We start from the raw sequence: 21,342 nt of genomic DNA, 5'->3' as shown, positions 1-21,342 counted from the left end.
GAAACGTTTTCAGATCCCGCGGACAAGCGGCCACAGGCGTTCACGGCCTCCCGGCTTCCGGAAGGCCAGGGTTTCATTCGGCTGCGATCGCCGCCGACGGCTCGGCTTTTTTCTTCCAGGGGGCGTCGTAGAGGTTCCAGACCGGGTTGTTGATGGCCAGATCCATATCGCGCGCGAAGATGGCGAAGCCGTCGTAGCCATGATACGGGCCGGAATAATCCCAGGAATGCATTTGACGGAACGGTATGCCCATCTTCTGGACCGGGTACTTTTCTTTGATGCCGGAGCCCACGAGGTCAGGACGGATCCCCTCGATGAACTTCTCCAGCTCGTAACCAGTCACGTCGTCATAGATCAGTGTGCCCTTCTTCACGTAGTGGCCGGTGCGCTGATAGTCGTCGTTATGGCCAAATTCGTAGCCAGTGCCGACGATCACCATGCCCAGGTCCTCATATGCCGTGACGACGTGACGGGGGCGCAGCCCGCCGACATAGAGCATCACCGTCCTGCCTTCGAGGCGCGGCCGGTACTTGGCGATGACCGCATCGACCAGCGGCCGGTATTTGGCGATGACCGCCTCGGCCTTGGCCTCGATTTCCGGCCCGAAGTGCTTGGCTATCTTGCGCAGAGAGGCTTCAGTCTGGGAGGGGCCGAAGAAATTGTACTCCATCCAGGCGATGCCATATTTTTCCTCCATGTGCCGGCAGATGTAGTTCATCGACCTGTAGCAATGGATGAGGTTGAGCTTCGCCTTTGGCGCCCGCTCTATTTCGGCCAGCGTAGCGTCGCCCGACCAGTTGCCGACCACGCGCAGGCCCATCTCCTCAAGCAGGATGCGCGAAGCCCAAGCGTCGCCGCCGATATTGTAGTCGCCGACCACATTGACATCGTACGGGCCGGACTCGAACTCCACTTCCTTCTTCTCGAACACCCAGTCGCGGATCGCGTCGTTGGCGATGTGGTGGCCGAGGGATTGCGAGACGCCGCGGAAGCCCTCGCAGCGCACCGGCACGATTGTCTTCTCGTGCTCCTTGGCCTTGTTGCGGGACACAGCTTCGGTGTCGTCGCCAATCAGGCCGATCGGGCATTCGGATTGCACAGTCATGCCCTTGTTCAGCGGAAACAGTTCCTCGATCTCGTCGATGATCCGTTCCAGCTTCTTGTCGCCGCCGAAAACAATGTCCTTCTCCTGGAAATCGGAGGTGAACTGCATGGTGACGAACGTGTCGATGCCGGTCGTGCCGACGTAGTAGTTGCGGCGTTGAGACCAGGAATATTGCCCGCAGCCGACCGGCCCGTGCGAGATATGGACCATATCCTTGACTGGACCCCACACCACGCCTTTCGAGCCGGCATAGGCGCAGCCGCGAATCGTCATCACGCCGGGGATGGACTTGATGTTCGATTTGACATCGCATTCGGAAAGGACCTCGCTTTCCTCGCCAGCCTCGTCGCCGCTCTTTGCGACGCTGAGGTGCTTTTTGCGGCGCTTCGCCGACTTGTCAGGATATTGCGACAGCACCTCCTCGATAAGCTTCGCATGGAGGGCACCGTCATTCTCGTATTCCAGGCTCATGGGACCCCTTTCAAGGTTCAGGGTGACGCCTCACAGACGAGGCGCCGTTCTTTGAAGGGCGCACCAGGTCAGGCGGCGCCTCATGTCGGCAGCAGTCGCTACTGTGCGGCAGTCTTGGCCGCTTCCTTGACCTGAAGCTCGGCAAGCATCTGCTCGTCGGTCTTCATGATGCCGAAGTCGAGCAGCATGTCCTCGAGCTCCTCCATGGTGATCGGGGTCGGGATGGTGCCCTGGCCCGAATTCCCGTGAATCTTCTCGGCCAGCGCCCTGTATTCCCCGGCCTGCTTGGAGTCCGGCGCATACTGAATGACAGACATCTTCCTGAGCTCGGCGTGCTGGACGATGTTGTCGCGCGGCACGAAGTGGATAAGCTTGGAATTGAGCCTAGAAGCCAGCGCTTCGGCGAGGTCGAGCTCGCGATCGGTTTGGCGCTCGTTGCAGATCAGGCCGCCGAGCCGCACGCCGCCCGAATGGGCGTATTTCAGGATGCCCTTGGCGATGTTATTGGCGGCATAGAGCGCCATCATCTCGCCGGACATGACGATATAGATTTCCTGGGCCTTGTTCTCGCGGATCGGCATCGCGAAACCGCCACACACCACATCCCCGAGCACGTCGTAGGAGACATAGTCGACGTCGTCGTAGGCGCCGTTCTCCTCGAGGAAGTTGATCGAGGTGATCACGCCGCGGCCGGCGCAGCCGACACCCGGCTCGGGTCCGCCCGACTCCACGCATTTGATGCCTTTGTAGCCGACCTTGAGCACGTCCGCGAGTTCCAGGTCTTCCACCGAACCTTCCTCTGCCGCGAGATGCAGGACCGTATCCTGCGCCTTCGCGTTCAGGATCAGGCGGGTGGAGTCGGCTTTAGGGTCGCAGCCGACGATGAGGATTCTCTGCCCGAGGTCGACAAGGGCGGCGAGCGTATTTTGGGACGTGGTGGACTTGCCGATGCCGCCCTTGCCGTAAAAGGCGATCTGACGCAAACCTGACATGTAGCTTTCCTTCCTTCGTTCCATTCATCGCGGCTGCCGCGACATGAATGCCGGTCGGGCAGCTGTAGCCGCCTCGCACCTAAGGATCTCAAGACTCGTGCCAACTTGGCTGATCCACCCGAAGAATAATTTCATGGTTGCTTTTCAGGGGTTTAGCTTGAGTTCCAAGAAAGGATCGTCGGAACAGCCCGTGTAGCGGACGCGACATTGGCGACACAAAGCGTCGGATCGCGATCCTCAGTCACCGAATTCGTTTGCACCGCGTCGTTATGTTGAAGTGGACGAACAGCATCTCAACCTACTTGCGGGAAGCTGCGAAACTTTCTGTGCCAGCGAGCTGACGTGCTTCGTCTCGCGTGTCCAAGTGGACACTCCGCCGACTTTGCGCGCGATCCTAGCATGCCACCGATCCACGGCCACTCATCCGGGGCACGGGCGAATAGTTCCGCTATATCAACCCGAGGGACTCGGTTTACTTCTCGGCGCAGGAGTTCAGTATCGGCGTCATCGCCTTCACATGTTCGTCGATCCGCTCGAGCACTTTCGCTGCGACGACATCACGCTCAGGCAGATGCCACCAGTATTCGTTGACGAGTTTGACCGTCTCGACCACTGCCTTCAGGACTGCTGGCTCCGGAAGCCGTGCACGGTTCGCAAATGCTTTCCATCGCGGTGCTGCTAGCGCCTTGAACGAGCGCTCTCCTCCAAGCGACAGCGCCATGGCGTCGGCGGGAATATATGGCACGGTGGACAGGACGTCGTAGATTGGTGAAAGCGCCGGCTTGTCGCCGTTACCGGGATAGATCAAAGACCAGTTCTTCAGGTGCATGTCGCCATTGCCGGTGATGACGGTCAGTGCCAGGCGGCGGACGAACTCGAGAGCCGCCGTAGGCGAGACGGCCACGCCAAGAGCCAAGGCTATGTCGTGATAAGCAGCCCCCTCATATTTGCGCGAGGGGTATACACCGAAGACCTGAGCGAAATCCTCGATGTGTATCCTCTCGCCACCGGCGCCGCGATCGAAGCGTTTGACGAGAAGGACCTTGCCGTCAGACAGCGTGTTGAATTCTTCGGGAACGCCCTCAAAATCGGACTTCTCGACCAGTTCGCATTCAGGAACTTCCATGCCGATTGCTGCTGCCAGCGCCAGGTTGGCGAATTCGTTCTCGGAAACGCCCGGAAAGGCCGTCGAAGGGAACTTGGCAATGTACCGGCCCTGCTCGTCGTCCATTGGCAAGGTAAGGCCGCCGCCTTTTCCAATGTTCTTCATGACCGACAGCTTCATCTGCACGCCGGCAAGCGAGAACCGTGCCTTGGGCTGATCCTTTGAAGCGTCCTGTGAAACCGCTATCGCGCCGTCACTGGGCAACGCCCGTACGGCTCCCGGCAGATCGGCGCCCAGCGCCGCTAAAAGGTCGAAATCATTGCCTGGCCGCACATTGCCTTCGTGGTGCCTTTCCATCGCCTCGCGCAATTTCTCCTCCGGCAGGAGGTTCGCGAAGAAAGCGGGCAAGGCGCTTGCCACAGGCTTCGGATCTTTCCGCAATCCTCCCGTCGCTGCCCGGAACGACAGGCTGAGAACCGGAAAGCCGCCCGTCGCGCGGTAGGCCTCATCGAAGTTGAATGCATTGAAATCGCCCGGCGTCCTGACGAGTGTGCCGACCTTCACTGCGTTCAAGAGCACGTCCAGCGACGGGATCGTCTTAGGTGCGCGCAAGACTGGAGCCATGATCGTCATCGTCAGGTTGAGAAACAAAGGCGGGTCGATCGTCATCATCATGCGGACGCAATAGAGCCTGGACAGCCGGCACCATGACTTGCGGAACCAGCATCATTTCCAGACCGAGCGCGCGAGCGATATTCATGAGCGTTGTTGCACGCGCGGCTGCGGCTCCCTTTTCGATGTCGCGATATCGGGGACGGGATATACCCGCCAAATCAGCGACCTGCTCTTGCGTCATCGCAGCGGCCAGCCTCGCCTGCCTGAAAAGCCCACCGATTTCCCGTAGAATTTCCGATTGAGAGTCCATATGATATGTAAACGATCCATTCCAATGCCAGATGATATGGCGGCGTATCTTATTTAGCGATCGAGGTCAACGTGTTAGGATCTGTTCGCGTATCATGCATCAGACAAATGATACGTAAAAAGATCAATCATCCTGCCTTTTGGCGCCCCCGACGGTGGACGCCGTCCGAAGCTGACGCCCGATCAGCGCTCCGAAATCATCGGAATGTTAAATCAAGGGGTCCGGCGGCTGAAATCGCTCGTCTCTTCTGTTCATACGGCCGGCCGCGCTGACTGGGGGTCAATGTGATCGCCACTCCTTGATGGCAATGGCTTTGTACCATCTGCTCCTGCCGGCCTCCCGCCGCACCTGGTGTTCCGACCCTTTCAGGGGCTCAGCGCGGTTCGCGTGACCGATCACTGGATCAAGCATCGACATAGCCGTCGAATACCCTTTGCTCTCGGCTGTCCGTTCGAGCATGGCGGGGCGCCTCCCTGATCACGAAGCAGCACCCGAACAAGCCCGCGACCAGCGCGAATCCCCCGCTTCCGAGACTTTCTCACTCAGTAAACTAGGCGCCCGCCGCCACGTGCGCGCGACGCCTGCATCAACCGGCGGGCAGATGCGCCGAGGGCAACAAGCGCGCCTGACGCAACGCGGCAAGATCAGCCGAGCCGGTGCAGAAGCAGGCGACGCCCAACTGGCGGATGACGATCTCGAAATGCGCGACAACGGCCTCGGTGGATACCGTAGCCGCGCGCAGCACGCCGGCTGCCTGCCCGGCGATGTCCGCGCCCAGGCGGATAGCCTTGGCTACGTCGACGCCGTCGCTGATCCCGCCCGACGCGATCAGCTTCACCGCTGGCAGCGCCCGACGTACCGCCTGCACGCTGGCCGGGGTCGCAATCCCCCAATCCGCGAATGCCATTGCCACTGCGCGGTCGGCGGCATCGGGGGCGCGCTCGCCCTCCACCGCGGCCCAGCTGGTGCCGCCGGCGCCGGCGACATCGATCACCGCCACCCCCGCCTCGACGAGTGCACAGGCCACCGAGGCGGACAGGCCCGACCCGACTTCCTTGGCCGCGATCGGCACGCCGACACTGCGTGCGGCGCGAGCGATCTGCGCCAGGACGCCGCGCCAGTCGCGGTCGCCCTCCGGCTGTACCGCTTCCTGCAGTGGATTGAGATGGACAATGAGTCCATCGGCCTCCAGTGCATCCACCGCCCGGCGCGCCAGGTCCAGGCCGTCGGCCTCGCGCAGTTGCGCGGCGCCGATGTTGGCAAGCAATGGAACGTCTGGGGCCAGGCGGCGTAGCGCGCGCGTCAGCCCATGGGAGTTGGGGGATCGCAGGCTCACGCGCTGCGAACCGACGCACATGGCGATCCCCAAGGCTTGCGCTGCCTCGCTCAGATGCCGGTTGATGGACTCCGCGCGTGGCATGCCGCCGGTCATGGAGCTGATCAGCAGCGGCGCGCGCATGGTCTTGCCCAGCAGCGAGGCGCTCAGGTCGATCTGCGTCAGGTCCAACTCGGGCAATGCGCAGTGTTCGAAACGAATGTACTCCCAGCCAGCGGCCTTGGCCCGTGCCGTTCGCCGATCCAGCACGATGTCCAGGTGGTCGTCCTTGCGCCGGCTCAACTTGGTGTCGCTGATGCTCGCTCCTTCCGCGTCATCGGGCGACGGCGTTGCGTCGGATCGGACCGACGGCAGCGCGCGGACGCCGCCGTCTCCCGCGCGTTCAGGCCGGCGCACGCTCGCCTCCGCCCGCAGCGTCGCTGCGGTAGCGACTGGTTGAGGTCTCGTAGTACTGCGCGCGGATGGCCGCCATGGCCTCGATCAACGGTCCCCACGGCGCGGGAAAACGTTCTTCCGCCATCACCCGGTGCAGCATGCGTGTGTGGCCGGCCAACTCGTCCTTGAGGAACTCCACCACAGGCATGGCGGGATAGCGCTGCAGCAGCAGGATCGCCGCGTTGTCGGCCTCGCCGGCCGATCTATCCTTTTCGCGTCCATGCAGATCGTTCTGCAAGCGCCCTATTGCGGATATGAGCCGCAGGGCCTGGCGAAACGCCGGACGCGCGCGCAAGGTCGCCATGTCCAGCCCCCACAGCAACGACAGGCAACAGAACACGTTCGTGTAGGCGATCGAATCCACGCCGTTCTGCAAGTACTCGGCGTAGGACCAGCGCTCCTCCCCTGCCGCCTGCGCGTGTCCGGCGCGCAGCGCCGCGCAGTAGCACTGGGTATCCTCGAGAAGCTGGGCATAGTCGCGACGATCGTAGGCGAGCGCGGCGAGCGAAGCGCGCAGCACAGCACAGCCCTCGAATCCGGGAAGCGCGCACGGCACACCCTGCCCCAGCGCCTGCTCCACCGCGGCGAGCTGCTCCGGCGCGATCAGGCCAAGGTCGTTGCAATCGTCGAGCCAGAAGAGCAGCGCCAGTTCGCGATAGAACGCCACGATCAGCGTTTCTTCCAGCGGATCGCGGCCGGTGCGGGCGCTGGTGTCGCGCAGGCTCGGATGGATGCGCTGCAGGATGTACTGGCCGCCCCGGACTGCTTCCACGCCATGCTCGTCGGCGAACCCGGTCAGGGAACGCCCCCACTCCAGCACGTGCTGCAGGGCGCGATCGGTCGGGATCATGGCCCCCCTCCTGCTCCCTCGGCCGAGACGCGCCGCCCCCAACGAAGCGCCAGCCACAACCCGGCGAGTTCGGCCACGCGCACCACCCGGGTGGGGCAATACAGTTCCTTGCCGATCCACAGCGGTGTCTGGGGCAGTGCGTGCGCTGCGTGGCGGGCGAGCATCCACTTGAGCGCGCGCGCCACCGCCTGCGCAATGCTCCGGCGCCCTGCCGGCTCTTCGCTCCCGTCCATCACGTGCAACGCGAACAGCGCATAGGCGGTTTCCTCGAATGTGGACGCGCGACCAGCGCCCCAGCCGCCGTCGTCGCGCTGCGCCTTCAGCAGCCCCGCCAGCGCGCGCTCGTCGCGCCACTGGGGCTTGCCTTGCGCGAGCGCAGCAATCGCATGCGCGGTGGGATACAGCCACGAAACGTGCCATTTTTCGTTGTCCCATAGACCGTGCGGGTTGCGATTGGCCTCGACGAAGGCACTGGTGCGGGCGGCGGGCTTTCCCAACAGTCGCAACGCATGCAGGGCATGGATGTTGGTCGACACCGAGGCATTGCGCTCGCCGGGGAAGGTGACGAACAGCTCGCCGGTTTCGAACTGGCGCAACGCGTCGGCCGCCGGGTCGCGGCCTGCAAGGCGAAGGACGCACAACGCAACGGCGGTGTCGTCCGCATCGGCCGCGAAGTGCAAGGCCGGGCCTAGACCGCGCACGCCGAGGCGGGCGTCGAGCTGCGCGATGATCACTTGCACCGCCTCGGCGAGCGCGGGATGCGCGAACAGACCGGCCAGATGCAGGGTGTACAGCGACCAGCATGGCTCGAACACATTGATCGGCCAGACATTGGGAACGACTCCTTCAATGCCGGTGCGCGTCGCCCGCGATGCCGCCTGCAGATACCCGCCCGTGCGCCCGACCTGCGGCGTTCTTCTCTGTGTCACGGCGTGCGCACGCCACGCGGCGGTGGCCGCCGGACTGATGCCGATGCTGCCGTCGTCGTCCGGGCATGCGGTGGCCGGCGACGTCCCCCAGGTTTCCCAGGAGTGCAGCAACGGATGGCCGCTCGGCAACGTCGCCACATCCCCCAGCTTGACCATGCGTGCTTGCCGCAACGGCAACAGCGCCGGGTGGCGCGGAAACGCCAAGCCGCCCAGCAAGGATGCGGCCTCGTCGCACAACTGCGGCAGGATCAGCTCCGCGCCGATGGGCGCGTCTTCCGGCACCGCATGCGCGTAGGGATCGGGCTGGCGCTCGAGGAACCGGATTGCAGCCTGGACTGCGTCGGCAGCGCCGGGAAGAGGATCGGCACGCTGCAATGCCAGCAACGCCGCCCACGTGGGCGCATGGCGAAACAGCGGGAAGTCCGCGCTTCCCCATCCGCCATCGGCCTGTTGCTGCGCGATGAGCCACGTGTACGCGTCCTGCCGACCGGTGACGTTGCCGTGGAACTGCAGAGCTCGCGCCGTGTCGTAGATGGACGGGCCGACGCTGCCGCCGTCGCTCATCTCGTCCAGCAGGTGGCGCAATTCGGAAAGGATCTGTTCGGACAGCGCGTTCACGCGGTATGTTCCTTCTGCAGAGGGCTAACGAGAACAGAAACGGGCAGACGCCGCGCACGTCGCCGCCGACACGGACACAGTGCAGCATGCAGCGCCCGCCGGCCGATCGCAGCAGCACAGGGGCGAGTCCTTACGGATGGGCGCGCTCATGCGTATGGCGCGGACAGATAGACGTTGGCCCGCTGCAGCATCTGCGCCAACCCTTCCGCACGCGGCCCCAGAGGGGCGATGGCCTCCCCGGCGTCGTGCAACAAATACAGCGCGAACTGGCGCGCAGCCTGCAACCCCATGATCGACGCGCAGGTCGGCTTCTGCGCCGCCGCGTCCTTACCGGGGGTCTTGCCAAGAGTCGCGGTATCCGCCGTCGCGTCGAGAATGTCGTCGGCCACCTGCAACGCCAGGCCGAAACAGGCGGTGTAGCGATCGAGCGCAGCATACAGCGCAGCGTGCGCGGCATCCTCGGCGATGGAGTATAGCGCGCCCATGCGAACCGACGCGCGCACTAGCGCTCCGGTTTTCATCCCATGCATTGCCAGGATCCTGTCCAGCCCGGCGTGCTTTCCGACCAACGACAGATCGATGGCCTGCCCGCCTGCGGCACCCTCGGCGGACACCGCCTGCGCCAGTTCGCGCACGAGCGCGATACGGTTGTCGCCCGGCGCATCCAGGCTCGCCAGCGTGAGGAAGGCGTGGGCCTGCAGCGCATCGCCGACCAGGATCGCAGTGGCTTCGCCGAACTTTACGTGCACGGTCGGAAGGCCGCGGCGAAGCACGTCGTCGTCCATCGCGGGCAGGTCGTCGTGGACCAGGGTACAGGCGTGCATCATCTCGATGGCGGCGCAGACGTCGTCGAGCATGTGCGCCGGCGTGCCCGCCAGTGCGCCGGCAGCCAGACAGAGCAAGGCGCGGGTGCGCTTCCCGCCATGCAAGGTGGCGTAGCGCATGGCCGCCATCAGCTCTGTCTTACCGTCGTCTTCGGCGCAGAGCAGACGCCCCAGAGCCTGTTCGACCCGCTTTGCGCCGTCCTGCATCCAGATCTCCGGGAGCAGCCCGCCAGAGGCGCCGCGCGCCTGCGCGCCCAATCCGCCGAATGCGGAAACGCCAATTCGGTCGCGTGGAGTGGAACCGGTCTGCATGTTGTTCATGTCCTTGTAGCTGAGACGGCCACGGCGAGCGCAAGTCGTCACGGTGTTGCCGGCGTCACACGAGTGCGTGCGCTGAGTGCAGCAATGCCGCGCCCCGCCGGCGCCGCTGCCTTGCCACACAGGGCATGCGATGCCAGCTCATGAAAAGCCTATTCGAATTTTCATTGACGGATGTGCGGTAGGGTAATAGCGCCGGCCTTTTGCGACGTCGCTCAGCAACTGCGGCCGCACCCCGGCCTTGTGCATGGTCAGCGCCAAGGCGATGCAGAACTGCACCATTTCCAGCCATACCAGGTGGTAGCCGATGCAGACATGTGGGCCGGTACCGAACTGCAGCATGTCAACCGGCCGGATCGGCTCTGTGCGTAGCAGCCACCGCGCCAGGCGGAACTGATCAGGCGCCTCGTGCAGCAGCGCCGAGGTCGAGAAATGCAGCAGCGGGATGCATAGATGGGTGCCCGCGGGAATGCGCCGTTGGCCGAGTTGCAATTCCTGCAGCGCGCGACGCGGCAGGAGCGTGGTCGCCGGATGCAGGCGCAGTGTCTCGCGGAACAGCGACTCGGCGATCGGACACTGCGCCAGGTCCGCGTGCCGGGTCGGCACCGCGCCCACGCGTTGCGCCTCCTCAACCAGGGCGTCCCACAGCACAGGCTGCCGCGCCAGCTCGATTACAATCCAGGCCATCGTCGAGGCAGTGGTGTCGTGACCGGCAAGCAGCAGCAAGCGAATATTCGCGACCAGGACGTCATCGGAGAGCGGACCGTCGCTGCGGTCGAAGGCGCTCACCATGTCGTTGATCAACCCGGTGCGCTCGGCATGCGCGCGCGCATCGCGGACGAACAGGCGCAACTGCGCGTCGATCCAGTCGCGGGCGGCACGGCCGCGCCGCAAGGGCAGTCCGGGCAGGTCGACCGGTGGCGCGACGATCAACTGCAGCAATTGCCGGTACTTGCGATGCCATCCCGGCAGGTCCTGCGCGGGGATTCCCATGAGGCTGAAGATGAGCTTCAGCATCAGGTCGCCGGTTTCGCGCAGGATGGGTACCTCGCCGCGGGCGCGCCACGCCTGCACCCGCGCCTGGATGACAGGCGCGAACAGGTCGCCGATCCCGGCCTGGGTCAGCCCCCTGGGCAAGAACGCTGCCTTGATGGCATCGCGCGCCTGCCGGTGCGCGCCGCCGTCCAGGGCAACCAACGTTCCGCCCAGCAATTCGGGCGCGATCTCTTCGATCAGCGCCGAGGACACGTCCTTGTGCCTGAGCAGTGAGAATGCGTCCGGATCCACACAGGTCATCAGATGTCCGGCAGGGCCGAAATCCAGCCAGAAGTGGCTGCCCAGCGTCCGTTCTGCGCGCTCCAGCAGGCGCGGCAGGTCGCAGACAATGGCAGGAAGATGCCCGACCAGGGGGAAAGCGCCAGGCATGACCGGGATGTCGCATCGCAGCCGGTGCCGACGGTTGAGTGGGTTGAGCAGCATGTCCATCAGCAGCGCGCCGCCGCCGCCGATCCGGTGTCGCCGGCAGGGCGCGCGGCGCAGCTGTTGCCACCGTCGGCGTATGTCGGCACATGCGCCAGCATGCCGCCATCGATGCACACGACCTGGCCGGTGATGAACGCAGCATCGTCGGAGAGCAGGAACGCCACCAGCGCGGCAACGTCCTCGGGACGGCCGACGCGCGGCAGGAGCTGGTGCCGACGCAGATGGCGTTGCATGCACTCGTCCAGCTTGGCGAGGAGACGCTCGGTCATGATAAGACCCGGCGCAACCGCGTTGCAGCGGATCTGAGAGTGACCGTACTGGGTGGCGAGCGAGGCCGACAGCATGTTAATCGCTGCCTTCGACGCGGCGTAGGACGTCTGCGCCGTGTCACCGCTGAGCCCCTGGCACGACGACATGTTGACGATCGCGCCACCGCCGCGGGCGATCATCCGTGGGATGGCCTGCCGGCAGCAGAGCAGCGTGCCGCGCAGATTGGTCGCCATGGTCTGGTCCCATACCGCCAGATCCAGCTCGAGGATGGCGCGGTCGCGCGGGGTCAGATGCACGGCGCTCGCATTGTTCACCAGCAGGTCGACCCCCCCGAAGTGCCGCTCCGCCGTCTCGAACAGCGCTGCCACCGCCTGCTCATCAGCGATATCCATGGCTATGGGCAGCGCGTGGCCTGCTTCGGCCGCGATCTGCGCAGTGCAGGCGATGGCCGCCGAGCCATCAATGTCGGCCACCACCACTCTGCCGCCCCCGCGCGCGATGGCGAGAGCGCATGCCTTGCCGATGCCGGCGCCGGCGCCGGTCACCACGGCCACCTTGCCTTCAAACCGTCCCATCGTGTCTCCTGAATTGCATTGGTCTTTCGCAGCATGCCGCTCGGCCTCCACCGGAGAGGGCGCAGGGTCGGCGCTGGCGCGCTCGTCATGGCCAGCGTCGCTTTCGATGACACGAATGGCGGCGACCGGGCACTGGTTGGCCGCAAGCCGCACGGCGGCGTGCAGCGCCTGCGGGACCGTCGCCACGCACACTTCGGCCACGCCGTCCGGTTCGCGCTGGCGAAAGGTGCCCGGCAGCGTCAGCACGCACTGCCCGGTCGTTCCGCACAGATCCTGATCGACCACGACGCGCATCTCAGCCCTCCTGCCCATGCAGCCGTACCGGCAGCGCGCGGAATGTCCTAAGGAACGCGGAGGGCTCCCGGGTCGGCTGCTCGGCCAATGCCAGCGTGGGGAAGCGCGCCTGGATCCGCGGCAGGCTCTCGGCCAACTGCACCCGGGCCAGTTGCGCACCAAGGCAGAAGTGGATCCCATGGCCGAAGGTCAGCATGATCTTCCCGTCGATCGACATGCCAGGACTGGTGCCGTAGAACCGCACGGGATCGAAGCGATCGGGATCGGCGAAGGCGTCCGGGTCGCGATTGCCGGCCGCGATCAGCACGCGCACGTCCGCGTTCTTCGGGATCACCACGCCGCCCAGTTCGATGTCGCGCTGGGCGATACGCGGAATGGAGCTGAACATCGCGGGCGCGTCGTAGCGCAGAGCTTCTTCGACGAATGCCTTCACCCCCACCGCATCTCCCTTCAGCCAATGCCGCTGTTCGGGATACGCCAGCATCGCCAGGACCGCATGGCCGATGGCCGCGGCAGTGGTGGCGAAGCCGCCCAGCAGCATGCCCCACAGCATGCTGATCAATTCCGCATCCGACAGTATCTCGGCATCGCCGTCGTGTGCGCCGACCAGCATTGACACGATGTCGTGGCTGGAATCGGTGCGCTTGCGCTGTATGAGGTCGCCGAAGTAGGCCTGCACCCTGGCGCTGGCCGCGTCGCCCGCGGCGAGTTGGGGATCGCTGGCGTGCGGGCTCAGGCCTTCCAGAATGGCGCTGATGCCGGCGACGAGCCCGAACATGTCGTCCCGGGGCATGCCGAACAGTTCGCCGAAAACCAGCATGGGCAAGGCCAGCGCGAATTCCCGATGCAGGTCCACCGCATCCCCGCGCTCCAGCGCGGGCGCCATGCCGTCCAGGCGCGCTGCGACAATGCGAGCGATGGTCGGCCTCAGGTTGTCGATCTGGCCGATGGTGAAATCGCGCGAGATCAGCCGGCGCAGACGCGTATGCGTTGGTGGTTCCTTCATCGCTAAAGTGGACGCCAGCAAACTTAGCGACAGGCTGGTCGCCGCACGCGGGAAATAGCGCGCCAGTTCGCCCGGCGCCGGTCCCCGAAAAGCATCGCCCGTGGCCTTGAGCGCCCAGTAGATGTCGGCGTGACGGCTCAACAGAAAGAGGCCCGACGCCGCGCGATGTACCGGATCGTGCTCGCGCAACCACCGCATGAATGGGTACGGGTCCTGAATGCACCCTGGCGACGCCAGTTCGGCGAAGGCGTCCCGGCATGATGCCATGGTTTCTTGCACGTCCATCTTGGTCACCTGTTGGCTGGCTGATCTGGTCGGCGCGCGGCAGTCGCGCCGGCAACTCGAGAACATCGGGATTCCTGGTGGCGTCCGCGCATCACCAGAGCACCGGGAACTCCTCGAACCCGCCAGTGATGATCTCCTTGCGCAACTTCAGTTCTTCGGGCGCCACGGCCAGGCGCAGCGCGGGAAAGCGCTGGAAGATCGAACCGAACACCGCCTTGAGTTCCAGCCTGGCCAGCGCCAAGCCGACGCAGTTGTGGGGCCCGTAGGAGAACGCCAGGTGCGGGTTTTCGTCACGTCCGATGTCGAAGATTTCCGGGTCGTCGAAATGGCGCGGATCGAATGACGTCGCCGGCAGGCCGACCAGCACCTTGCTCTCCGCGGGAACATGCACGCCCGCGATGGTCACGTCGGTCCTCGGATAGCGCATGATGCCGTCCCAGCCGGCGCCCGGCGGGTACATGCGCAGGATTTCCTCTACGGCCTTGTCCACCAGGGATGGATCGCCGACCAGGCGTTCGCGCTGTTGCGGATGGCGGAACATGGCCAGCAGGCCGAATTCGATCTGCGCCACGGTGCTCTCGTGCCCCGCCACCAGCATGCCCGCCGCCAGGCCGATCGCCTCTTCCTCGGTCGCCTTGCCCTGGTCGACCGCCGCGAGCAGATCCGTCAGCACGTTGTCGCCCGGATCCTGGCGCTTGTCCCGCATCTTGCCGCGAATGTAGGCGCGGAGTTCTTCCCAGGCCAAGCGCGACGCGCTTCGCGGGCCGCTTTCATGCTGGTGCGTCATCACCTCGTCGGACAGCCCGGCGAAAAAGGCGTGATCCTCGTAGAGCACGCCCATCAGCGCGCCAATGACCATGGCTGGAAGCGGAAAGGAGAGGTGGCGCCGCAGATCGGCGGGCTGGGGCTGGGCCGCCAGCGTCTCAAACAACTGCGCGGCGATCGCCTCGACCTGCTGCGCGAGCTGCTTCACCCTGCCGTTGCTGAAGGCCGGCGCCACGATCGTGCGTAGCCGCGTATGCTCGCCCCCCTCGTGCGAGACCAGCCATCCTGGCGAACCGAGAATCACCGAATCTGGGGTGAATGCCGCAGGCGGCATTCCCGCGGGCCGGAACGCCGCGTCGGACAACACCGCCTTGGCCTCGTCATAGCCTGTCACCCACCAGCCTTCGTGCCCGGACGGGAAGCGCACGCGGTGGATCGGACCGTTGGCCCGTAGCGCCAACATCTCAGGCGAGGGCTCAATGTGATCGACGCGCCACATCGGTAGCGTCGGCAAAGGTTGTTCGGACATGGGTGGCACTTCACTCTATAGCGATGGAAGGGCGGAAGGTGACCGGCGGGCGCTGCGGTAGAGAAGACCTAAGACGGCATGTAGACGACGTCGTCGGAAGGCAGACCGATTATCAGGATCGGCTAACACTTAACTGTCTAGGCAAACGCGCGGCGAGATGCAGAACGTTATCCTGTACCTTCGAGGTCAGGATAAAGTCGGTGTGGTGGGCCTTTGACTCGCCGCCGGCCAAGATTTCCTGCGCAAGGGTCGACAAGGCCAGCGCGCTGTTTGGTAGGGGCGGTTTCGCCGAGGACCCCCTGCCCTGACGCTATCCGACGCGGATTTGACATTTTGCTTTTCTTTCTTCGTTCCATTCGTGTCATCCACGAAATGAAAGTCGGTCGGCGGCTCCCGGCCGCAACGAAGGTGCTTCAAATCTCGTGCCAATTTGGCAGCAGCAGAAAAAAATCGTGGCAGCTTCTCAGCGGCTTAGCCTGAGGCCAGAGAAGAGCTAGGCGAAATAAGCCGGTGTCGCGGGCAACAAAGGCGACGGTACAGTGTCGGACAGAACGCCTCGGGCGACCTTTAGGTCGGGCCTGCGACATTCTGGTCCAGTTTCGAACATAAGAGGGCGGCAAACAGACACGATTGGGGAATTCGATCCTCACGGCGCCAGGGCGCTTGCCCAAGAGCGCGCGCTCATGTTGCTGCGACAGGCGCGTGTTCGCGATAGCCGTGCCTGCGCACCCATGAACGCTAGCGGCACACGCTACGACTGGAGTGCCCGCCGGTGTGAGGTAGTGCATCGGCTCGGCTTCCGGTTCTTCTTTGCCAACCGGGGCGGAAGCGCCGAATATCCGCACCATACAGCATCGTTGTTGCCTGTGTGACGAGGCGGTATAGCGCGCGCCCGATCTTCTAAGACACGGCCTCCGAGAAGAAGGGGCGGTCCAACAGCACCTCTATTTGAAATGGCACGCCGCTTGCTGCTCCTGGTTAGAGCACCATCAAATCACGATGAAAGCGACTTGCACCATGCCCGACGCGCGAAGCTCTAGACAGTGGCCTGAGGAGACGGTGCCCGTTCCCGCTGAACATCGGGACATCGTCTCCTCCGGAAGGCCGTTCTCGGTGGCCGCTTTGCGCATGGCTGGTCCGATGCCGGCACGCCAACACGGGCCGCTCGCGCAAATGCCGTTTACCGGTTCTGTTCAGCATGGGAGTGCCCAAGGGCCCCGTCAAAGGGTCACCCAAGCCAAGGCCGGCGGGTCACTGCCACATATCGACAACACGCTGAACCAGTCCAGTGACCCGAGTCTGCGTGAAGTGACATTTCAGGTCGCCACATGCTTGCGATATTGGCTACTTCCGGCCGCTATCCCTTTTCCCCGGGCACGATCGCGGGTGACCGATCCCGCTTCCGGCGCCATAGCCGTGGAAAGCAAGCGGCTCGACGGTCTCCAGCTCGCTCAGATCGATTGCGTTCGCGTGGCCAAGACCAGCCGCCAAGACGTTCCCATACGTCGCGAGGTAAAAAGGAGGTTGCGAGCCGCGAGGTCCTCATCCCGTGCCGGGCATACGAGCCGCTGCTCGGTATTGCGCCAGCCTCTGCCAGAATTCAGCGCCAGTTTTCTTCTTTAGGAGCAACTTGATGACAGTTCAAAAGAAAGTTCCCTTCGTCACCTTTCTCACGCGCGTTCACGATAAGTCAGTCCAGGGGCCAAATCCATATCGCTGGGAAGAAAAGACATCTGACGACTACTTTGCCGGCAAGCGGGTCATCCTGTTCTCGCTGCCTGGCGCCTTCACACCAACCTGCTCGACCTACCAATTGCCCCAGTTCGAAGAGCTCTATGATGAGTTTGAGAAGGAAGGAATTGACGCGATTTACTGCCTCTCAGTCAACGACGCCTTCGTCATGAATGCGTGGGGGAAGTCCTTGGGCCTGAAGCAGGTCGAGCTCATTCCCGATGGCTCAGGCGAGTTCACACGCAAAATGGGCATGCTGGTCGCCAAGGACAATCTCGGCTTCGGGATGCGCTCCTGGCGCTACGCCGCCCTGATCAACAATGGCGTGGTGGAGCACTGGTTCGAGGAGGAAGGTTTCTCCGACAACTGCGAGGCCGACCCGTATGGCGTCTCATCCCCGCAAAATGTTCTCGAAACGCTGAAAGCCGCCGCTTGACCTAGAAAACGTCTCACTGGTGCCATTGCCGGTCCCAAGAGGCTCCTCGACAGGATTATCGCGCTCACCATGCAATCCTCAGCAAGCCTGCTTCAACGCCAGAAGCAATCCATGGTGGCATCGCCTCAACTCATTGAGTCGATTCGCTTGCTGCAACTGGCGCATACTGAACTGCATCAGTTCGTGGAGCGGGAAATTGAGAAGAACCCGCTCTTGGAATCTGCATCAAGCGATGGCGGGCCTTTTGACGACGTTTCGATTTCGGGAGCGGATCAACCCATCGGCCCTGGCGCAAACGCCGTTGAAGGACCGACCGGGCCAGGGTCGCCTGAACGGCTCGGGCAGTGGAAATCACTTCGCAACACGACCAACAACCCGCCGGGCAATGGCCCTTCCCTCGACGAGTTTGCCACCCTCGCCGAAACATTGCACGACCATGTCGCTCGTCAGATCGCCCTCACTGCGTTCACACCACAGGAGCGGCTGATCGCTGGCCAGCTTGCCGCCGATCTGGAAGACACTGGCTATCTTCGGGCAAACCTTTTGGAGCTGGCCGAGAGCCTGAATGTCCGTGAGGCTGTTGTGGAACGGGTTCTCGGGACGTTGCAGCAATTTGATCCACCGGGAGTTTTTGCGCGAAATCTCAGAGAATGCCTCGAGATCCAGTTGCGCCAGCGAAACCGGCTCGACCCGGCAATGGCAGCTTTGGTTGCCAATCTTGAAATGCTTGCACGACGCGATTTTGAGGCACTGAAGCAGCATTGCGGCGTCGATGAAGAAGACCTTCTCGACATGATGCATGAGATTCGGGCGCTCGATCCCAAGCCTGGGAACCGATTCCAATCCGGTGCGTCTGAATCAATCATACCCGACGTCTGGGTCACGCCCTCGCCGCAAGGCGGGTGGCAGATCGAACTTGATCCCGCCACGCTGCCAAAGCTGCTGATCAATCAAAGCTACTATGCCGAAGTCTCGCGTCAAACTGCCCAAAATTCGAAAGATCAAGCATTTCTCGACGAATGCTTGCAAAACGCGAACTGGCTAATCCGCAGCCTCGATCAGCGCGCCAAGACCATTGTTAAGGTTGCGGCTGAAATCGTGCGTCAGCAGGATGCTTTTTTGGAACATGGCGTCGCCCACCTGCGGCCTCTCAATCTTAGAACCGTCGCTGACGCGATCGGCGTGCACGAGTCGACGGTAAGCCGGGTGACCTCGAACAAGTACATGCTTACCCCGCGCGGAGTCTTTGAACTGAAGTATTTTTTCACCGTCGCGATCGCGTCCTGCCAAGGCGGCGATGCGCACTCCGCCGAAGCTGTCCGGCATCGGATCAAAGCGATCATTGCCGCAGAATCTCCCGGCGACGTGCTTTCCGATGAGGACATCGCTGTCCGGCTGAAGGAAACCGGCATCGATGTTGCGCGCCGCACCGTCACAAAATATCGCGAAGCAATGAACATCCCCTCCTCCGTGCAACGCCGCCGGGAAATGCGCTTGTGTTTTTAGATTTGGGTCAAGGCAGCCAACATCACGTTGCATTGCATCAAAGTGGAGACTTCGTTCATGACCCAATCCGCAGCAGGTGTCATGGACGCTGTTCTGCACGATCCAGAAAAGCCCGTCCCACCGTCTGGTCCCGCATGGGGTGCGGTCATTTCGCTTTCCTTGGGCACCTTCGGGCTGGTCACGGCAGAGTTTCTGCCTGTCAGCCTACTCACGCCCCTCGCGCATGATCTCGGTATCAGCGAGGGAGCGGCTGGACAGGCGATGACGGCGACAGCTATCGTCGGGGCGATCTCGGCGCCGACGGTGGCCATTATCACAAAGCGCCTGGACCGCAGGACCGTCATGTGGACCATGACGCTGCTGCTGATCCTGTCGGACGTTCTGGCGGCCGGCGCGTGGTCGCTGGCGGCTCTCCTGACTGCACGCGTCGTGCTCGGCATAGCGCTCGGAGGTTTCTGGTCGATGTCGGCAGCACTGGCGATGCGGCTCGTTCCAAGCCACCTCCTGCCGCGCGCTATGTCGATCATCCTCACCGGCGTTTCCGTAGCTACCGTCTGCGCAGCTCCAATCGGCGCTTATGTCGGCGATATCTGGGGATGGCGAAGCGCCTTCATGCTCGCCGCAGCCGGCGGCGTCGCTACACTGCTCGTGCAGTTCATAACCATTCCGAGACTGCCTCCGATTGGAGTGGCTAGCTTCAGCAGCCTGCTGGATGTAGCCAAGATTCCGATGGTCAAAATTGCGCTTTTGGTCGTCCTGCTGGTCGCTTCCGGCCACTTCGCCGGAATCACCTATATCCGCGCCTTCCTCGAGAAGATTCCCGCGCTGGATGTAGAGACGATCTCGCTTGTGTTGCTTGCTTTTGGCATCGGCGGATTCTTCGGCAATTTGGCCGGCGGGCTTCTGGCCGAGTACAGTCTCAAGGCAGTGGCGGCCCTTGCACCGCTGCTCATAGCGATAGCCGCTGTTTCGCTGCTGACGGCGGGAGCATCGGCCTTGGCCTCGGCGATTGCTGTTGCCGCGTGGGGGTTTGCCTTCGGCGCGGTGCCAGTGGGATTGCAGACGTGGATGGTACGGAGGGCCGTTCCCGAGCAGGCCCAAAGCGCCGGTGTGCTGCTGGTCACAGTATTCCAAGTGGCAATCGCAGCCGGCGCGATTTTCGGCGGACTATTGGTCGAGAATGCGGGGGTTACCAGCGCCATTGCCTACAGTGCTGTTGCCACGTCCGTGGCTGCCCTCATAGTTTTCCTGCTCGGCCCGAAGCGCGAAACCTAGACCGCCTGACAGGAGAGATCTCAGCAGCGCAGCGGGACGAGAGTTCCAATCGCATGCACGGCGCGGCGCGATCCTCCGCACGATTACGCATGGACCAGCGCAAGCGCCTCGCCGGCTTCACCTCCGGCCCACGCGACCTTCCCTGCCAGACACGCGAACCTCGCCGGCACCGGTTTCCATTTGGCGACGGTGAGCGCTGCCGGCGCGATGGAACCCTTGCTGGCGGTCATATCCTTCACGACAAGCCGGGATTCTGAGCAAGCGACAGCTACGCGCCGGCCATGCCCGTCAGAACGCCGGTGACGATGCCGCTCGAATAGCGCAGACAGGTCGGAATTGCCCGTCGTGTCAACGGCGGCCGGATTATCCCCGACCGCGCGCACCTTGTTTCGGCCGCAGACTATCCTTCGGCAGCTTGACGATGTTGACCACATAGCCTAGGAGCTATATATGACTTGGGAAGTCGTTTTTGGCGATGAGTTCGATGGGGAGTTCGAGGCGTTGCCCCAGACAGTCCAAGATGAGCTATTGGCCTCGGCTAAGCTGCTCGGTGTGTTCGGTCCCCAGCTGGGGCGACCGCATGCGGATACCTTGAATGACTCGTCGTTCGCGAACATGAAAGAACTTCGCTTCGACGCTGATGATGGTGTCTGGCGGGTTGCGTTCGCATTCGACCGGAAGCGGAAGGCGATCCTGCTCGTCGCCGGCGATAAGTCGGGCGTGAGTGAGAAGCGCTTCTATAAAAGTCTGATCGCCAAGGCGGACAAGCGCTATCAAGGGCATCTCGACCGTTTGGCGGCCGCGAAGAAGGAGAAGAAGTGATGGGACGCAAGCTTGACGACCTAATCGCTGCGCTCCCCGAGGATCGTCGGGAGCGGGTCGACGCGCGTTTCGAAGAGTTAAGGGGAGAAGTCGAGAGTCTCGGCGATTTGCGGCGTGCCGCTGGAAAGGCCCAGGCCGAAATCGCTTCGGTCCTCAAGATCAAGCAGCCTTCGGTCTCGAAGATCGAGAAACAAGCCGACATGTACTTGTCTACTCTTAAAAGCTACGTCGAGGCGATCGGGGGGCAACTCGAACTCGTCGTTCGCCTTCCCTCGCGTGCGCCCCTCCGTATAGAGCGGCTCGGCGACGTCGTGGCTCCCAAAGCCGTCTCCGTGCGTAGCGTTAAAAGAGCGGCAGGTGGACGTAATCGCACAAAGGCCGCACGCGCCGGCTGACCTCACTCTGTTTCGGCTAAAGACTACCGATGGGGCGAGATGGTCTCGTCGATGCAAGGAGTA

General features: G+C 63.3%; 17 protein-coding genes and 1 pseudogene. 5 read left to right on the top strand and 13 right to left on the bottom strand.

The genetic code is table 11. From position 1 onward, the window contains the following. Window positions 1-73: 73 nt before the first annotated feature. The 13 genes and pseudogenes from nifD to NKI66_RS20760 form a co-directional block, all read right to left on the bottom strand. The gene (gene nifD / locus NKI66_RS20820) at window positions 74-1,576 is read right to left on the bottom strand and encodes a nitrogenase molybdenum-iron protein alpha chain (protein WP_352752808.1); all 1,503 of its coding nucleotides are present in this window, start codon (window positions 1,574-1,576) and stop codon (window positions 74-76) included. 98 nt (window positions 1,577-1,674) lie between these two features. Further along, entirely contained in the window at window positions 1,675-2,568 is an 894-nt protein-coding gene (gene nifH / locus NKI66_RS20815; protein ID WP_023763052.1) for a nitrogenase iron protein, read from the bottom strand. A 472-nt stretch (window positions 2,569-3,040) separates the two neighbouring features. After that, window positions 3,041-4,297 carry a type II toxin-antitoxin system HipA family toxin gene (locus NKI66_RS20810; RefSeq protein ID WP_352752806.1) on the bottom strand — a complete coding sequence of 419 codons (1,257 nt, stop codon included), beginning with the start codon at window positions 4,295-4,297 and terminating at the stop codon, window positions 3,041-3,043. Then, window positions 4,272-4,598 (bottom strand): helix-turn-helix domain-containing protein, encoded by a 327-nt coding sequence (locus tag NKI66_RS20805; RefSeq protein WP_352657335.1) that lies wholly within the window; start codon window positions 4,596-4,598, stop codon window positions 4,272-4,274. Before NKI66_RS20805 ends, NKI66_RS20810 begins: the two co-directional genes overlap by 26 nt. Before the next feature lie 586 nt (window positions 4,599-5,184). Further along, on the bottom strand, window positions 5,185-6,288 hold the full coding sequence (gene fni / locus NKI66_RS20800; RefSeq protein ID WP_502900955.1) for a type 2 isopentenyl-diphosphate Delta-isomerase: 1,104 nt from the start codon (window positions 6,286-6,288) through the stop codon (window positions 5,185-5,187). Between the two features lie 28 nt (window positions 6,289-6,316). After that, window positions 6,317-7,219: a terpene synthase family protein gene (locus tag NKI66_RS20795; protein WP_352752804.1), complete on the bottom strand. Its 903-nt coding sequence runs from the start codon at window positions 7,217-7,219 to the stop codon at window positions 6,317-6,319. Continuing rightward, complete coding sequence (locus NKI66_RS20790) at window positions 7,216-8,766, bottom strand: hypothetical protein (protein WP_352752802.1); 1,551 nt, start codon at window positions 8,764-8,766, stop codon at window positions 7,216-7,218. Before NKI66_RS20790 ends, NKI66_RS20795 begins: the two co-directional genes overlap by 4 nt. Window positions 8,767-8,912: 146 nt before the next feature. Further along, window positions 8,913-9,902 carry a polyprenyl synthetase family protein gene (locus NKI66_RS20785; protein WP_352752874.1) on the bottom strand — a complete coding sequence of 330 codons (990 nt, stop codon included), beginning with the start codon at window positions 9,900-9,902 and terminating at the stop codon, window positions 8,913-8,915. A gap of 147 nt (window positions 9,903-10,049) precedes the next feature. Further along, window positions 10,050-11,393 carry a cytochrome P450 gene (locus NKI66_RS20780; RefSeq protein WP_352752800.1) on the bottom strand — a complete coding sequence of 448 codons (1,344 nt, stop codon included), beginning with the start codon at window positions 11,391-11,393 and terminating at the stop codon, window positions 10,050-10,052. Continuing rightward, window positions 11,393-12,235, bottom strand: coding sequence for an SDR family oxidoreductase (locus NKI66_RS20775; RefSeq protein WP_023715666.1), 843 nt, complete (start codon window positions 12,233-12,235; stop codon window positions 11,393-11,395). Before NKI66_RS20775 ends, NKI66_RS20780 begins: the two co-directional genes overlap by 1 nt. Before the next feature lie 168 nt (window positions 12,236-12,403). After that, window positions 12,404-12,529 (bottom strand): annotated as a pseudogene (locus tag NKI66_RS20770) (ferredoxin); the annotation flags it as partial. A 1-nt stretch (window position 12,530) separates the two neighbouring features. Further along, window positions 12,531-13,820, bottom strand: a complete 1,290-nt coding sequence (locus NKI66_RS20765) for a cytochrome P450 (protein ID WP_352733934.1) — start codon at window positions 13,818-13,820, stop codon at window positions 12,531-12,533. 91 nt (window positions 13,821-13,911) lie between these two features. Next, window positions 13,912-15,114 carry a cytochrome P450 gene (locus NKI66_RS20760; RefSeq protein WP_352752798.1) on the bottom strand — a complete coding sequence of 401 codons (1,203 nt, stop codon included), beginning with the start codon at window positions 15,112-15,114 and terminating at the stop codon, window positions 13,912-13,914. Window positions 15,115-16,747: 1,633 nt separating this feature from the next. Here NKI66_RS20760 and NKI66_RS20755 point away from each other — a divergent pair. From NKI66_RS20755 to NKI66_RS20730, 5 genes are all read left to right on the top strand, one after another. Further along, complete coding sequence (locus NKI66_RS20755; protein ID WP_023766875.1) at window positions 16,748-17,281, top strand: peroxiredoxin; 534 nt, start codon at window positions 16,748-16,750, stop codon at window positions 17,279-17,281. A gap of 69 nt (window positions 17,282-17,350) precedes the next feature. Beyond that, window positions 17,351-18,787, top strand: coding sequence for an RNA polymerase factor sigma-54 (gene rpoN / locus NKI66_RS20750; protein WP_352752795.1), 1,437 nt, complete (start codon window positions 17,351-17,353; stop codon window positions 18,785-18,787). A gap of 57 nt (window positions 18,788-18,844) precedes the next feature. Further along, window positions 18,845-20,062 (top strand): MFS transporter, encoded by a 1,218-nt coding sequence (locus tag NKI66_RS20745; protein WP_352752793.1) that lies wholly within the window; start codon window positions 18,845-18,847, stop codon window positions 20,060-20,062. A gap of 450 nt (window positions 20,063-20,512) precedes the next feature. Next, entirely contained in the window at window positions 20,513-20,884 is a 372-nt protein-coding gene (locus tag NKI66_RS20735; RefSeq protein WP_352554126.1) for a type II toxin-antitoxin system RelE/ParE family toxin, read from the top strand. Next, the gene (locus tag NKI66_RS20730; protein ID WP_023801991.1) at window positions 20,884-21,279 is read left to right on the top strand and encodes an XRE family transcriptional regulator; all 396 of its coding nucleotides are present in this window, start codon (window positions 20,884-20,886) and stop codon (window positions 21,277-21,279) included. Before NKI66_RS20735 ends, NKI66_RS20730 begins: the two co-directional genes overlap by 1 nt. The last annotated feature ends 63 nt before the right edge of the window (window positions 21,280-21,342 follow it).

Source organism: Mesorhizobium sp. M0518, assembly GCF_040321125.1.
In the GTDB taxonomy this organism is placed as follows: Bacteria; Pseudomonadota; Alphaproteobacteria; order Rhizobiales; family Rhizobiaceae; genus Mesorhizobium.
Note: the sequence above shows the minus strand (reverse complement) of the source record. Positions and strands in the feature narration are given on the sequence as shown.